We start from the raw sequence: 15466 nt of genomic DNA, 5'->3' as shown, positions 1-15466 counted from the left end.
AAACAAATAAATAGTGGTCCAAACTTTTTATGAAGGATCCGTTATTGTGGTTATTGTATTAAGGCTCTTGGTAACGTATTTTTTTGTTTTTATCAGAAAGGTTAACAATACATATCTGCAGCACCGCGAACGAGTAGAAAGGCATAACATCTTAGTTAGAAGATAATTATCGCACCCGCTCAAACGATTTAATTTTGTGTTGCGTATCAGTGATCATCCTAAACCGCCCTTTCACACCAGATGATGTTACAAACTGTCTTAGACGACTGGTAGGCACTTGAATATTCAGACCTGACTCACTCAACATAACAACACTGGTGATAGATGGCGAATAAAGTGCCTCACACTGATTGTAAGGCACATTAATCGTAAAGAAGTAAACCGAATCTTCGGTATTAGTGCTTGTCATAAGCAAGGCTCTTGCTCACCTTTTCAAACATATCATTACTTAAGCCCTTGTGATTTAGCAAACGGCCTAACTGCTGTTTCATCAACACTTGGTGCTCTTGAGCAAAGCCCTGCCACTGCGTTAATGGCGTTACTATTCTCGACGCTACCTGTGGATTTAAAGGGTCTAGCTTAAGTAAATAGTCAGTGACAAACTTATAGCCACTGCCATCCAACGCATGAAACTTCTCGCTGTTATAAAAGGCAAAACTACCGATAACTGCACGTACCCGATTAGGATTACTCATGGTAAATTGCGGATGTTCGCAGAGCATGGTGATAGTGGCGAAAATGTCTTCTGTGGGTTGAGTGGCATGTAAGGCAAACCACTTGTCTAAAACGAGAGGATCATGGTTCCACGCCGCTTCAAATTTTGCCATTAAACCATTGAATGTATCTTTCTTAGTGAACTGCGCACTACGCAGCGCGCCCAGTGTGTCGGTCATATTATCGGCATTGTTGTAATGTGCAACTACCAACGCTTCGTGTTGGGGAAGCCTAGCTAGGTGTGTAAGTAGCACATTTTTGCAGCGCCGTTTGTTGACACCCGCTTGTTCATATTGGTATGCACCGCAATCAATAGCGTTATAGATAGAGTAAAGTGAGTCTTCTAATGCACCAGCGAATTGGCGACAAAATGCCTGTCTTGCCTTAACTAACGACTCCACTTGAATGTTGCTTCGTGACTGGCAAAGGGTCTCAAACGATGGGATGACAAGGCATTCGCCTAAAAGCTCAACATTGTCTTTTTCTTGTTCTATGGCCGCTTTAATGCCTTCAAAAATGGTGTTGTCAATTACACAGCCAGGAGACGCTTCGATTTGTTTGATACATCTATCATAAAGGGTTTGCATCGCATCCCAGCGATTAAAGGGGTCTTTCGCATGTTTAAAAATGGTAAGCAGTGCGTCAGTATCGAGGTTATTTTCCACTCTTGCTGGCGCCGAAAAATTGCCCAATACCACTGGCGTTAATTTTTTCCCTTTAGCATTAACAGTAAAACTCAATGAAGGTCTATCCAATACAACCATGCCATTGTCAATTACCCCTTCGTTGTCAGTATATACTTCACCCTCCTCATCGATAATTTCAATGTTGATAGGCAGATAAAGGGGAGATTTATTCTGTTGATCCGCTGTGGGTTTAGTCTGCTGGGTTAACGTAAAGGTATGTGTGCCTGTTTGATTTACCTGATGCGCTACAGTGAGAAGCGGCGTACCTGATTGACTGTACCATAGGGAAAACTGAGTAAGGTCAAGTTCTGTTGCTGATTGCATAGCAGATACAAAATCATCGCATGTGACTGCTTGTCCATCATGGCGTCTAAAGTATTCATCCATGCCTTTTCTAAAGCCATCAGGCCCGAGTAAAGTATGCAGCATGCGTATGACTTCTGCCCCTTTATCGTACACAGTGACAGTGTAGAAATTATTCATTTCAATCACTTCTTCAGGACGAATAGGATGGCTCATGGCACTGGCGTCTTCAGCAAACTGGTGTTCCCGCATGACGCGCACATGTTTTATTCGGTTGCTTAACGGCGAAGTCATATCAGCACTAAACTGTTGATCCCGAAATACCGTTAAGCCCTCTTTTAGACTGAGTTGGAACCAATCTCGACAAGTAACCCTATTGCCAGTCCAGTTGTGAAAGTATTCATGTGCGATGACAGATTCTACATTGAAAAAGTCTTCGTCGGTTGCCGAGTTTTTGTCGGCTAAAACAAATTTGCTGTTAAATACATTGAGCCCTTTGTTTTCCATGGCGCCCATATTAAAAAAGTCTACGGCAACTATCATGTATATGTCTAAGTCGTACTCTAGTCCAAATACGTCTTCATCCCATTTCATGGCACGTTTTAATGACTCTAACGCAAATTGCCCCTGAGATTTTTTGCCTTTATCTACATACAATTCAAGCGCCACCGTTTTGCCATTCATCGTGGTGTAGGTGTCAGAAAGTAAGTCAAAATTACCTGCAACTAGCGCAAACAGATAACAGGGTTTTGGATGGGGATCGTGCCATTTTACGAAATGATGGGTTGGACTCATCTCCCCTCTTTCAATTGGATTACCATTGGCCAGTAGCATGGCAATACTTTTATCTGCCACAACAGTAACAGTATATATGGAGAGTACATCCGGCCTGTCCATGAAAAAGGTAATACGTCTAAAACCTTCGGCTTCACACTGTGTACAATAAGCGCCACCTGAAAGGTAAAGTCCTTCTAGCGCTTTATTGGTTTGAGGTGAAATTGTGGTTTCGATTTCAAGTTCAAACTGATCCTGTGTGGTGTGGATGGTCAGTGACTGTTCATCCAGTACATAGTGAGTAGAATCGTTGATATTGTCTGATACAGGCGTTGCATTAATACTCATTGCGTTGACCGGTAGATTGTCACCGTCGAGGCACAATGGAAGCGTGTGTTCACCCTGTCTTGTTACCGAAAGTTTGCTTTTCACTTTGGTTTGAGTGGGGTGCAGTGTGATATGTAGGTCAACTGTCGCTATAGAAAAAGCGGGCGGCTGATAATCCGCCCGACGTTTAGCTTGAACTGACATAGATCCTCCTAAAAGAAAGCCTACGTTAAATTATTGATTTCCTTCGCTGCTCAAGACGCTACTAGGCGGCGTAATACGCAATATTTTAATGCCTAAGTACGCGTAAATAATAGCAAGGAGTGGATTTATAACGTTGAAGAAAGCATAAAACACATAGTCAAATGGATTTACCAGCAACACGCTGTGCATATATGCACCACAGGTATTCCATGGAATTAGCGGCGATGTGAGTGTGCCGCCGTCTTCTAAGCTACGTGAAAGGTTGAGTTGATCTAAGCCGCGCTTTTTAAATTCTTCTTTATACATGCGACCCGGCATGACAATGGACATATATTGGTCTGCCGTAACCAAATTAGTGCCAATACAGGTTAAGACAGTACGACTTACCATATCACCGGCAGATTTGGCGCCTTTTAGGATGGCTGACACAGCACGCTTTAATAGGCCTACACGTTCTAAAACTGCACCGAAAGACATCGCACAGATAATTAGCCAAATGGTATTGAGCATTGACGACATGCCGCCACGAGATAGCAGACTGTTAAGGTTTTCGTCTGGAGTGGAAAAGCTGACGCCATCAAATAAGGCTGTCCATACCACCTTTAACACACCAACATTGGTTGAATCGTCAGTACTTGCCATTGATGTCACGACATCCCATTGAAACACGACTGCCCAGATACCGCCAAGTAAGGCGCCGATGAACACAGCCGGAAAGGCAGGCATTTTCTTAACCGCGAGGGTCAGTAATACAGCAAGTGGGATTAATAAATGCCACCCCAATTGAAAAGATTCACTAAGCATTAACTGCATTTCTTCAATGCGATCAGCTTGTGCCTCTCCTACTTCACTGAAACCTAGAATAGTGAATAGTATAAGTGCGATTATGAAACTCGGTATGGTGGTCCACATCATATAACGGATATGTTCAAACAAATCAGTGCCGGCCACAGCAGGCGCCAAGTTGGTGGTTTCTGATAACGGAGAAATTTTATCACCAAAATAAGCGCCGGAGACCACAGCGCCAGCAGTGATGACTGCTGACATATCCATACCCGCAGCAACGCCCATTAACGCCACACCTACGGTCGCTGCTGTGGTCCATGAACTGCCAATACTCATTGCAACTACCGCGCAGATTAAGCAGGCGGCGGCGTAAAAAAAGGAAGGATTAAGTAGCTCTAAACCAAAATAAATAAGTGTTGGAACCGTACCAGCGAGCATCCAAGTACCAATGAGTGCGCCAACAGCTAATAAAATAAGGCAAGCACCAAGAGACATAGAGATACCGTCTACTATGCCTTTTTCAATGGTTTTCCAGCTATAGCCATTTTTCATACCAATGATGGCCGCTAACCCCATGGCCAATAGTAACGCAATTTGATTAGGGCCGTACGATGAGTTATCTGCAAATAAATAAACTGCACTTCCCATCATTACCACTAGTGCAATAATTGGAATAAGGGCATCAAGCAGTGACGGTGTTTTAAGTTCTTTTTTCGTCATTATTTTTATTTTAAAACCTTATTTTAAAATCGGTACTCGTGTTTAAAACACAGAGCGATAGAACATGAGCGCAATGATAACCGGGCAAACGAAGCGAACATACCAGGGCCAAATCTTCCAAAATAGCCCCTGTTCAGCATTAGGGTCACCCTCTTTTAGTTCAGCCAATATGGCATCGCGCTTCCACACCCAGCCAGCGAAGATACATAATGCTAACCCTAATAAAGGCTGGCTGTACTCCGTGGTAAGCGCAATAACAAAACCAAATAACGCATCAAAATTGAAGATTATGATACAACTCATGGTAAAAATTAGCGCAGCCATGAAAAGCACAGCTTTCGTACGCTTTAAGCCTTTACTTTCTACCATGTAAGCGACCGGCACTTCTAACATTGATATTGAAGACGTCACCGCGGCAATAACCATTAAGGCGAAAAAGGTAAAGGCAACAAAAACGCCTACTGAGCCAATGGTGTCAAATAACGCCGGTAATACTTTAAAGATAAGGGTGTCACCTTGAATAAGCGCACCTTCAGGGGTAAATATTTCTACACCATTATTCAACGCCACATACATTGCAGGGATGATAAGCATGCCTGCAATGACTGCAACACCAATATCAACTAAAGCAACTGAAGCGCCAATGGTAGGCAGGTTTTCGTCCTTACTGAGGTACGAGCCATACACTAGCATAGTACCTACACCAAGAGACATTGAGAAAAACGCCTGCCCCATTGCATTTATCAGTAGGTCTGGGTCTAACACACGAGAAAAGTCAGGTACCAGGTAAGCACTCCATCCTTCTACAGCACCCGGTTGCATACTTACATAGACAATTAGCGCTACGATTAGTATTACCAGCGTGGGCATTAATCTTACGGACCACTTTTCAATACCTGATTTGACACCGCCAACAACGATAAAAGCAGTGAGCGCCATGAAGAATAAACAGAATAATACGTTACGCGTAACTGAAGAGGTAAGTAGCCAATCGCTAATAGAGTGTAATCCGACTATATTAACGGCTGCATCAGCAAAATAAACCAACATCCAGCCGCCGACAATGGCGTAAAAAGCAAGTATTAATGAAACGGTTATGCAACCCCAAATACCAGTGGCACGACCAATAACATTGCCGGAAATTTTGCCTAATGCATCTACCATATTGGCGCGGGAACTACGTCCAATAATTAGCTCTGCCATTAAAACCGGATAGGCCAATACAAACGCAAGTAACAGATATACTAATACAAACGCTGCTCCCCCATTAGTGGCGACTTTGGTAGGGAAACCCCAAATATTACCAAGTCCAACCGCTGAGCCTGCCGCTGCAAGCACGAACCCTATACGAGAGGAAAATTCGCCTCTGATAGCCATGTTATTTCCCTTTATTATTGTTTTAATGAGTAGTGGAAACAAAAAAAGGGCTGGCCAGAGACCAGCCCTTTCTTCAATATCACTTAATTTCTTGTGATGGCATAGCGGCCTGTTTCGATCATGTCGAAAGTGATGTTGGCTGCTTCATCTAAGAATGGATCTAATTCTTTCATATCTTCAGGTAAGTCGTCCAATGAAGCAACCGAATCCAATCCCAAACGCTGTAAACGTTCGTTAGCACGTGCTAAAGATTTAGACTCTGCTTCTTTCTTTTCTGCTTCACGTTCAGACTTTACCAACGAGATAAAATTTTTGTCTTTGTTGGCTTTGTATTCGCTAATATCTTGCTGAATATAAGTAAATTCAGGATCTTGCATAATACGTTTATTGTGTTTGGCAGTGAGTACATCAAGGGCTGCAGTATCGTCGGCAAACGTCGTGTAGTTTGCGCGGTTAATGCTATCCCAAGGCAGTGCATTTTCCGCCTGACTTTCGCCCCACTCTGATGGCTCTATAGCAGAAGGATATAGAATATCTGGGATAACACCTTTGTGTTGAGTACTGCCACCGTCAATGCGATAGAATTTCGCAATGGTAAACTGCACGCTGCCTAACGGATTGTCGTACAGATCATAGATTTTCCCTAAGCCGCGATGTTGTTGCACGGTGCCTTTACCGAACGTTTGCTCACCAACTATAAGCGCGCGATTGTAATCCTGCATGGCTGCTGCAAAGATTTCTGAAGCAGAAGCACTGTATCGGTCTACTAGCACAGTCAGCGGACCATCGTATGCGACTTCGCCATCAGTATCGCGATTAACGCTAACTTTAGTTTGACCGTAACGAATTTGTACAACTGGGCCTTTTTCAATAAACAAGCCAGATAAAAGTGTCGCTTCAGTTAGTGACCCACCGCCATTTCCGCGAAGGTCGACAATAACGCCTTTTACATTTTGTGCTTTGAGGCTTTCAATTTCTTTAGCCACATCTGCACTTAAATTGTTGTAAAAGCTAGGAATGGTGATAATTCCCAATGTTTCACCCGCGTGTGGACCGGTATCAGGCACATACACTTCTGATTTTGCAGCGCGATCTTCAAGTTTAATTTTATCGCGGGTCAAGCTGACAACTGCCGTAGACTTGGCATCAGTCGCCCCTTTTTGCACTTGAAGACGTACGGTACTGCCTTTAGGCCCTTTGATTAGCTCGACGACTTCATCTAAGCGCCAACCGATTACATCGACAAACTCTTCATCTTCCTGTGCCACACCGACAATTTTATCTTCTGGCTTAATCGCGCCAGATTCGTCTGCAGGGCCACCAGGTACAATACTTTTAATAACCGTATAGTCGTCTTCACTTTGTAACACGGCACCAATTCCTTCAAAAGACAAATTCATTTCCATTTGGAATCTATCTGCATTTCGAGGAGAAAGGTAACTAGTGTGGGCCTCGATAGTGCGGGCAAACGCATTCATTGCTGTTTGAAAAACATCTTCGCTCTTCGCTTGCTTGGTGCGTTTGATAGCCCGGGTATAACGCTTGGTCAATAATTCCTTAGCTTCTTCCCAGGTTTTATCAGCCAAAATCAGATTTAATGCGTCATACTTAACACGTTGACGCCAAATTTCATCTAACTCAGCTATCGAAGTAGACCATTGCGCATCTTCGCGGTCGTAATAGAATTTATCGCCTTCTTTCTCAAAATCGAATGGCCCTTTATCTAACAGATCAAGGGCATATTCGTAACGTTCAATACGACGTTTTGCACTGACGTTGTACATATCATAAGCGATAGACAAGTTGCCTTTGCTTAACGCGTCATCAAACAAGTCGCGATATTTTTCAAAACTCACTACATCGGACAGCAATAACACTTGTTTGTTGTGATCCAATGAATCAATGAAACGCTGGTAGACTCTAGCGGAGAGTGCATCATCCAACGAAATTTCCTTGTAGTGTGCCCTTGTAAAAAGTGCACTTACGCGCTTAGCTGCAACACTGTGCTGAGATTCCTGCTGAAGAATTGGAAGCTCATCAACGTCAGGTGTCGAAGTGACTGCACCAGCACCTACCCCTACGGTAAGAAATGCGCCGGCAATGGAAATTCGAAGGATGTCTCTCATATTTACGACCTCTTGGAGCGTGCCAAACGTAAAGCGTCTGCGTTTACTTTAACTACCATACCTGAGTCTAATTGGACATGAATGCCGTCTTTTGCAACTTCAGTGATTACTGCTGGCATTGGTGCTTTACCTAGTTTCACGGTAACTTGTGTGCCTTGCTGTAAATCGCTGTCTGTCAATTTTGCAGGTGGTGTATTGTTTGGTCTGTTATTTTTCGGTTTAGTTCCGCGCTTACCTTCAGCATGGTCCGAATTTGCAGATTTTTCACCTTTTGGACGATTAAATTGGCGTTTATCTTTGCGCTTAGGCTGTTGAGCCTGCTTCGCTTTACGCTTTTCAGCTGCTTTTGCTTTGCTTTCTTCAAGCTGCTGTTGAGCGTGTTCAGCGTGTTCTTTTTCTATCGCATCACCTTCAACACCATCCAGATCAACCCTGTGGGCGCCCTCTTTGATGCTATAAAGGTATCGCCAACTGTTTGTGTAGTGACGAAGCGTAGAGCGTAAAAGCGTTTTACTCACGCGCTCTTCTTGTGCTAAACGTTCGGCAAGATCTTGAAAAATGCCAATCTTAAGTGGGCGGGCCTCGCCTTCAATGCTAAAACATTTTGGAAAGGTCTCTGCAAGGAAAGCTATTACTTCCTTACTATTGTTAAACTTCTCTGGTGATTCCATTAACTTTCTAAATTATTCAGGAGATTTCATCGTTACTTGCATCATCCCAAGTTGCCAGCGTGTGGTCAACCCAATCAAGCAATTCGTCGTCATCTATTTCTAATAAATGCTTATCTTGTTGCCAAGATTCCCATGCGTAGTGCAAAATTTGCTCTAATCGCGTTGTTTCAATATCTTCTTCTGCATTGTCATAAATTGCGTGAAGAATAAAATTTAACCGCTCTGAAGCTTCATCTGGCTCATCATGGAAATCTTCCATATCTTCAAACGTCGACAACACGACATGTATATCAACACTGGATTTCATAATTATTTCTGTGAATCCATTAAAATTTTTGCAATTTCAACTAGCCCCTTTTCATCATCTTGATCGAAACGATCAAAAATCGGGCTGTCGATGTCCAACACCCCGACCAACTCGTCATTCAGTACGAGAGGGATCACGATTTCAGAATTAGAGGCAGCGTCACAGGCAATGTGGCCTTCGAATTGATGAACGTCAGCAATTCGTTGCACGGTTCTGGATTGTGCGCTAGTGCCACACACTCCTTTGCCCATTGGGATTCTAATACAGGCTGGCTGACCTTGAAATGGGCCTAATACCAATTGTGCTTCTTTAAACAGATAAAAACCTGCCCAATTCACTTCTTTGAGGTTGTGGTATAACAACGCACTGATATTTGCCATATTGGCAATCAAATCTTGTTCGCCAGAAACCAAACTCTTTGCCTGGCTTATTAGCTGGCTATATTGTTGTTCTTTCAAATGGTAATCCTGCTATTGAACAATTTTAAAAGTAACATTGACTCGTGCTTCAATTCTTTCTTGACCGGGTAGCGACATTGACATGTCTTTTGCCATCATTTCGGCACGCATCACTGGAATCGGCATATTGCCACCAGATTCTGAGATTGCAACAACTTCCCCAACTTCTATCTGTAATTCTTTTGCTAACAGTTGTGCCCGTTGCTTAGCATCTTTTACAGCGGCGATTAAAGCGCGTTCATATGCGTTGTGCTGTCCCAGTGCAATAAAGTCAAATTGTTGAATGCGATCAACCCCACGTTTTAATACGCCATCTAATATAGCGTCATAGGTGGCAAGGTTGGTAGAGGTGATAGTAACATCACGAGAAAGTGTAAAACCGTCTTGTTTTCGTCCTTCTGGCAAGTGAACATATCGTGGATTGAGTCGTACTTGCATACTTTGGATATTCTTTTGTTCTATCCCTTGCTCTAGCAGAAATTGAACGGTTGAACGTAAATCAGCTTCCAATTGTGCATTGAGCTTACTGACGGTTGCCCCCTCTTCTTCTAATATCAATGTCACTGTATAGGCGTTTGGTGTGACTTCTACCGCCCCCATGCCGTTGACATGGATTAACGCCTCGTCCGCTAAAACGTGAGAACTTATCAAAGACGACGCGACGAAGGCTAATGCTGTTAATACTGTTTTTGATTTAGAGTGTATACTCATTGTGCTTCCTTTTTGAGCAATAATATAAACGCCTTATACGCTAAGAAAAACTTCCTGAACCTATAATGAATAAGGCAAAACCCCTGTTACCTGATTACACCTATACGTTCAAAAAAGTTTAACGCGGGCCGTTTTACTTTTGTGTAGTAATCTACTTTTAATAACACTTTAACGCTTCACGCAGTGTCTCTGCCCTAGCGTTTAATGTTTGTGATTTCAGTCCGCTATTTTGGTTTTTATCGGTATTGCCAATGGGGCATATGGTTGGCTACAAAAATAGCCATATAAAGAATCAATACATCCTTTAGATGTTACGATTATTCAACAGTATTGTGGATGGTAAATCGGATAAATTGAAGGAATTCTACGCTGACTAAAAAGCCAGCGTAATTGCTGGCTCCTAATAGATTGTTTTTACTGCTTAATGGAGTAACTATAGTGCATACCGCGGGTATTACGTTAGAACGCTTCGCAATGCAGCGAGGCAGTGATCTATATTACGAGGTTTACAGGCATAGCCCATCAAACCAATACGCCAGACTTTCCCAGCGTGTTCACCCAGTCCCGCGCCAATTTCTAAATTGAATTCTTCGAGTAACTGCTTGCGAATAGCTGCATCATCAACTCCTTCAGGAATTCGCACTACATTGAGTTGAGGTAAACGAAAACCACTATCTACCGTGAGCTCAAGACCAAGTTCAGCTAAGCCATTCGCTAATTTAGCGTGACCATCCGCATGTCGCGCCCAAGCATTCTCCAATCCCTCTTCGCGTAATATAAGTAGCGCTTCATACATAGCGTACATACTATTCACTGGTGCAGTATGGTGATAGGCACGTTTGGCACCTTGTCCCCAATACCCTACGATTAGGTTCATATCCAGAAACCAACTCTGAACTTTGGTTTTTCTATTCTGTATGACCTGAACAGCACGCTCACTAAAAGAAACGGGTGATATACCAGGCACACAGCTCAGGCATTTTTGAGATCCGGAATAAATCGCGTCAATATTCCAACCATCGACATTCAGTTCAATGCCGCCTAGGGAAGTCACTGCATCGACGATAGTTAAGCAGTCATATTTATGCGCCAGCTCACAAAGAAGCTTTGCTTCATTTCTTACACCGGTGGACGTTTCTGCGTGGACAAAAGCCATGACTTTTAGATCGGGATGCGCTTTCAACGCATCTTCTACTGCATTGAGGTCGGTTTGCTCACCCCACGTACTATTAACGGTTATGGCTATGGCACCACAACGTTCAACGTTTTCAACCATGCGCAAACCAAATACGCCGTTAACACACACGAGCGCTTTATCACCGGGCTCAAGTAAGTTTACAAAACACGCTTCCATTCCAGCCGATCCCGGCGCAGATATAGGCATGGTTAGTGGGTTTTCAGTTTGAAATGCATATTGCAGTAACTTTTTCGTTTCATCCATTAATTCAACGAATAAGGGGTCTAAATGACCTAGTGTAGGTCGTGCCATTGCATTTAATATGCGCGGGTTAACATCGGATGGACCTGGTCCCATAAGTGTACGTTCAGGAGGTATAAAAGTAGAAAACGAATGCATGTCCCATCCTTAAAGAATAAACGACTATAATATTGATGATTTCTATACTACTAAGAATCGCAAATGGTACAACCGTCTGTATTCAATATAAATGTGATGAATGAAGTTGGCATATTTCATAGAATCATTGGTTGCGACTATCGCAAGTGGAAAGACTGCATTGGAAACACATAAGACAAAATTAATCAACAGGTCAGACCACGGCATAGGTTGCTGAAAATTATATTAAAAAAAGTAAATATTTTAAGATGGTTAGACTGTAAGAGAAAATTCACAAACAAATTGTTTATATATTGAACAAATCTATTCTATAATCGGGGTTCGGTTTAAGATTTTTGAATAAACTCTCCCTGTAAAAGTTAGCGCACGGCTCAGCAATGAGCCATTCCCCTAGGCCCGGAACGTTTGTTCTGGGCATTTTTTATGGTTGAACATAAAGCCTGAAAATATTCGTTTTTTACAAGGCGTTTAGCGCACTTTTATAACGGGCTGCATTGTTGACATAATGCTCTGCTGAGCTTATCAACTTAGTTTCAACACTCGAATCCAACGTTTTTACAACCTTTCCAGGCGACCCTACTACCAGACTATAATCCGGTATGACCATATTTTCTGTTATCAGGGCGTTGGCGCCAATGATACAGAAGCGACCAATTTTGGCACCGTTAAGCACGACAGCGTTAATACCAATTAATGAATAGTCACCTATATCACAGCCGTGTAGCATAACTTTGTGGCCAACGGTAACCCCTTTCCCCAAGGTAAGTGGAACGCCTTCATCTGTATGCAATACACTGCCATCTTGTATATTGGTGTTTTCACCTATGGTAATTTTGTCCATGTCGCCGCGGATCACGGCATTAAACCAAACACTTGAACCAGTTTGAAGCTCTACATTACCGATTACATGTGCACCTGGTGCTATATAGGTACTTTCATGTGTTATAGGTGCCATATTATTTAGTGAAAAACGCATGGTTGTCTCCTTCTCACAAGTGACCGTTAACCGACCTTTCGCATTAAACCTTCTTGAGTTGTTGATGCAACTAACTCACCCTGTTGGTTAAAGATCTGTCCCCGTACTAATCCTCTTGAACCACCACTAAAAGGGCTTTCCATGGCATATAGTAACCATTCATTCATGTTAACTGGACGGTGAAACCACATAGCGTGATCAATTGTGGCAATACGCAATGATTTATCAGTTACGGCTACGCCGTGAGGTTGCAATGATGTACTTAAAAAATGGTAGTCTGATGCGTAGGCCAAGGCGGCTTGGTGGACAGACAACTTAGCTGTCAATGTGTCTCTGGCTTTCATCCAGATATATCGCTGGGGAGTACGCTTGACTGCTTGATAAGAATTGGCAGCGTCTACCGTACGGATATCAACAGGTTCATGATAGCTAAGCGCTTCTCGCATGGGTCTGGCTATTTTATCGTAGTGCGCTTGATAGAACTCGAGATCAGACTGTACTTCTTCCGGTGGAGGTACATCTGGCATGGTAGGTTGCTGGTGCTGCATACCTTCTTCAGGCACCTGAAATGACGCCGTCATATAAAAAATATTTCTGCCATCTTGTATTGCTTTTACTCTCCTGGCTGAAAAACTTCGACCATCTCTAACTATTTCAACATCATAAACGACGGGTTTTTTGGCATCGCCAGGAAGCAAAAAATAAGTGTGAAATGAATGAGCAACACGGTCTGAATCAACGGTTTCGTAAGCGGCAGCTAGGGCTTGCCCTAAAACTTGCCCGCCAAATAAAGCACGAAATCCTAAATCCCAACTTTGCCCGCGATAGATACCTAACTCGACGGTTTCTAATTCAAATAGTGACGATAGTTTTATCTCAGACATGGGTTTAATTCTCTTCAATTACTGCTTTGGGGTTTCTGGGATAGTACTTTTCAGGCAATTTGGCTTTGTGCTCAAAAAAGCGTGTATCCTTATAGGGTAACTTCATAAAGCCCGAAATACCTAGTCCTTTTATTAGTGGAATCTGCTTAACCAGTTGAGAAAGCAGCAGTTTGAAGCGTTTTTCCTGGCCGTGATCAAGCAAAGTATAATAATTGTGTATCTTTAGATTTAATGGGAGCGCTTCAAAAATAATGCATCCCGTATGGTGGATAGTATTTAATTGCTTTATGGTCTCTATAATGGAATCAGGCAGTTTGAGTAATTCATCCGGATCATCACCATCCTCAAAGTATGAGTGAGTTCTACTGTCATCTTTTTGTGACGACACTCTGGAAAGCTCGTAAGGAATGAATAAATGGGGATCGGGCATAAACGCATCATCCTGACAGCCTCTATCTATGTGTAGGGTGTTTTTTGCGTTAAACATACAACATTTAAACACTGCGGGTTTATGAATAGCACGGGCTAAATTAATCACATTATTTACAGACAATTCAAACGCGGCTTTAAGTGTTTCATCATAAAGATTCAAACTAGAATCAACATAAATGCCGTTAGGCTCCCACCGTACTGCCATACCACCAACCACTGGGTATTTACCGAGCCGACTGATAGCGGAAACAAATGCTTTCTCAGTATCCCCCATCCCTTGAAGATAGTTTTTATAATATCGATCAAACTGGGCATCATCGATATAGCGAAGGTCTTCTGCGTCTTTGTCACCCAGAACAGCTTGTTGACGCAAGTACGACTTTCTAGAGCTGTACACAACAGTTTCAATGCTTGAATCGGAATGTGTGACCCAAGTAGGTATTAGTGGCGTGTAACTGTTTTTTTTGTCGTCAGTAAATACCATGTTTTTAAACACGTGAAGGTGATTAAATAAATAATCGCCCCCTTCTCTTCGCTTATCGCTATCGTCACTTAACATGTATTCTAAGATAGTGGCCAACATTTTTGGCAGGCCCAGAGATGATGGTGTGATAACCTTGCTACCATAACGGCAGGACTGCCCAGACGCCAACGCATATAACGTACTGGCAAGTCCTTGTTCGTCGAACCTTGGGCTTGATAACGCACCGTTTAATTGCTCTTCGCCAATAAAATAGACATCGCCTAATCGTGCGTTGGTTTGATGTAATTCCCCAGACATCAAGTCCATCACATTATTTCCAACGTATTGACCAGTAACATCCGTTTGCGCAAAAACTGACGAGCCCCAATCAATAAGACTTACGGTTTCATTAATGCTGTCCCACACCAAATTTGAAGGTTTAATGTCACCGTGCACTATAGGCTTAATAGCCCCATTTTCGCTGTACTGTCGAAAACTCGAGAGAAGTTCACCTATTTGGACTGCAATTTTAACAATGATCCGCGGTGACAATGGCCCTTGTTTTAAGCTTACTTTTTCTAAATCATCACCCGGTGCTCTTGCCATTACTAAGATGGATTGCTTCCGGATTTGCTGGTATTCAATAAAGCGCGGAACGTATTGGTGATCCACATGAGACAACATGAAAGCTTCTTCTTCCAGCCTATCTTGGACGTGTTGAGGCAAGGTAATTCGTGAAAATTTAAATACGCGTTGATCACCATTAGGTGCCGTACCCGCAAACGCAAAGCCAAATGCGCCTTTACCGAGTAGTTCGATGTCTTGATAACCCAATGTTCTCAATTGATTAATACACAGGTTTACCCAATCTTTTAACTTCTTAGCATCGGCATGAGATAAAAGATAGATTGACTGCTCATCGGGTATGTAAAAATGTTTTAAACCCTTTAATTCTGCCATTCATCATGCTT

Annotated in this window: 13 protein-coding genes; all 13 read right to left on the bottom strand. The window is 42.7% G+C overall.

Annotated features, from left to right (window positions below; all coding sequences use genetic code 11):
* Positions 1 to 166: 166 nt before the first annotated feature.
* Positions 167 to 409: a DUF2835 family protein gene (locus ACMCM8_RS07655; RefSeq protein WP_412727064.1), complete on the bottom strand. Its 243-nt coding sequence runs from the start codon at positions 407 to 409 to the stop codon at positions 167 to 169.
* Positions 396 to 3008, bottom strand: coding sequence for an aminopeptidase N (gene pepN, locus ACMCM8_RS07650; RefSeq protein ID WP_412727062.1), 2613 nt, complete (start codon positions 3006 to 3008; stop codon positions 396 to 398). The genes ACMCM8_RS07655 and pepN overlap by 14 nt, the downstream gene beginning before the upstream one ends.
* Before the next feature lie 30 nt (positions 3009 to 3038).
* Entirely contained in the window at positions 3039 to 4514 is a 1476-nt protein-coding gene (gene nhaC, locus ACMCM8_RS07645; protein ID WP_412727060.1) for a Na+/H+ antiporter NhaC, read from the bottom strand.
* A 42-nt stretch (positions 4515 to 4556) separates the two neighbouring features.
* Positions 4557 to 5891: a sodium-dependent transporter gene (locus ACMCM8_RS07640; RefSeq protein WP_412727058.1), complete on the bottom strand. Its 1335-nt coding sequence runs from the start codon at positions 5889 to 5891 to the stop codon at positions 4557 to 4559.
* An 83-nt stretch (positions 5892 to 5974) separates the two neighbouring features.
* Positions 5975 to 8017, bottom strand: coding sequence for a carboxy terminal-processing peptidase (gene prc, locus ACMCM8_RS07635; protein ID WP_412727056.1), 2043 nt, complete (start codon positions 8015 to 8017; stop codon positions 5975 to 5977).
* A 2-nt stretch (positions 8018 to 8019) separates the two neighbouring features.
* Entirely contained in the window at positions 8020 to 8688 is a 669-nt protein-coding gene (proQ, locus tag ACMCM8_RS07630) for an RNA chaperone ProQ (protein ID WP_412727054.1), read from the bottom strand.
* 16 nt (positions 8689 to 8704) lie between these two features.
* Entirely contained in the window at positions 8705 to 8995 is a 291-nt protein-coding gene (locus ACMCM8_RS07625; RefSeq protein ID WP_412727052.1) for a hypothetical protein, read from the bottom strand.
* Between the two features lie 2 nt (positions 8996 to 8997).
* Positions 8998 to 9453, bottom strand: coding sequence for a GAF domain-containing protein (locus ACMCM8_RS07620; protein WP_412727050.1), 456 nt, complete (start codon positions 9451 to 9453; stop codon positions 8998 to 9000).
* 12 nt (positions 9454 to 9465) lie between these two features.
* On the bottom strand, positions 9466 to 10164 hold the full coding sequence (locus ACMCM8_RS07615) for an SIMPL domain-containing protein (protein WP_412727048.1): 699 nt from the start codon (positions 10162 to 10164) through the stop codon (positions 9466 to 9468).
* A 454-nt stretch (positions 10165 to 10618) separates the two neighbouring features.
* Positions 10619 to 11740 (bottom strand): pyridoxal-phosphate-dependent aminotransferase family protein, encoded by a 1122-nt coding sequence (locus tag ACMCM8_RS07610; RefSeq protein WP_412727046.1) that lies wholly within the window; start codon positions 11738 to 11740, stop codon positions 10619 to 10621.
* 457 nt (positions 11741 to 12197) lie between these two features.
* Complete coding sequence (locus ACMCM8_RS07605) at positions 12198 to 12716, bottom strand: gamma carbonic anhydrase family protein (protein WP_412727044.1); 519 nt, start codon at positions 12714 to 12716, stop codon at positions 12198 to 12200.
* Positions 12717 to 12742: 26 nt separating this feature from the next.
* Positions 12743 to 13600, bottom strand: a complete 858-nt coding sequence (gene tesB, locus ACMCM8_RS07600; RefSeq protein WP_412727042.1) for an acyl-CoA thioesterase II — start codon at positions 13598 to 13600, stop codon at positions 12743 to 12745.
* A gap of 4 nt (positions 13601 to 13604) precedes the next feature.
* Positions 13605 to 15455, bottom strand: a complete 1851-nt coding sequence (locus ACMCM8_RS07595) for a protein kinase domain-containing protein (RefSeq protein ID WP_412727040.1) — start codon at positions 15453 to 15455, stop codon at positions 13605 to 13607.
* Positions 15456 to 15466: the final 11 nt, after the last annotated feature.

This window comes from Alteromonas sp. D210916BOD_24 (genome assembly GCF_047159385.1).
In the GTDB taxonomy this organism is placed as follows: Bacteria; Pseudomonadota; Gammaproteobacteria; order Enterobacterales; family Alteromonadaceae; genus Alteromonas.
The sequence above is the reverse complement of the archived record's forward strand: the minus strand, read 5'-3'. Positions and strand labels throughout refer to the sequence as shown.

What these genes read in the sequence shown, in the direction of transcription:
- ACMCM8_RS07605 (WP_412727044.1), bottom strand. Translation starts at nt 12,716, where the DNA reads ATGCGTTTTTCACTAAATAATATGGCACCTATAACACATGAAAGTACC.
- pepN (WP_412727062.1), bottom strand. Translation starts at nt 3,008, where the DNA reads ATGTCAGTTCAAGCTAAACGTCGGGCGGATTATCAGCCGCCCGCTTTT.
- ACMCM8_RS07610 (WP_412727046.1), bottom strand. Translation starts at nt 11,740, where the DNA reads ATGCATTCGTTTTCTACTTTTATACCTCCTGAACGTACACTTATGGGA.
- prc (WP_412727056.1), bottom strand. Translation starts at nt 8,017, where the DNA reads ATGAGAGACATCCTTCGAATTTCCATTGCCGGCGCATTTCTTACCGTA.
- ACMCM8_RS07595 (WP_412727040.1), bottom strand. Translation starts at nt 15,455, where the DNA reads ATGGCAGAATTAAAGGGTTTAAAACATTTTTACATACCCGATGAGCAG.
- ACMCM8_RS07615 (WP_412727048.1), bottom strand. Translation starts at nt 10,164, where the DNA reads ATGAGTATACACTCTAAATCAAAAACAGTATTAACAGCATTAGCCTTC.
- ACMCM8_RS07625 (WP_412727052.1), bottom strand. Translation starts at nt 8,995, where the DNA reads ATGAAATCCAGTGTTGATATACATGTCGTGTTGTCGACGTTTGAAGAT.
- tesB (WP_412727042.1), bottom strand. Translation starts at nt 13,600, where the DNA reads ATGTCTGAGATAAAACTATCGTCACTATTTGAATTAGAAACCGTCGAG.
- nhaC (WP_412727060.1), bottom strand. Translation starts at nt 4,514, where the DNA reads ATGACGAAAAAAGAACTTAAAACACCGTCACTGCTTGATGCCCTTATT.
- ACMCM8_RS07640 (WP_412727058.1), bottom strand. Translation starts at nt 5,891, where the DNA reads ATGGCTATCAGAGGCGAATTTTCCTCTCGTATAGGGTTCGTGCTTGCA.
- proQ (WP_412727054.1), bottom strand. Translation starts at nt 8,688, where the DNA reads ATGGAATCACCAGAGAAGTTTAACAATAGTAAGGAAGTAATAGCTTTC.
- ACMCM8_RS07655 (WP_412727064.1), bottom strand. Translation starts at nt 409, where the DNA reads ATGACAAGCACTAATACCGAAGATTCGGTTTACTTCTTTACGATTAAT.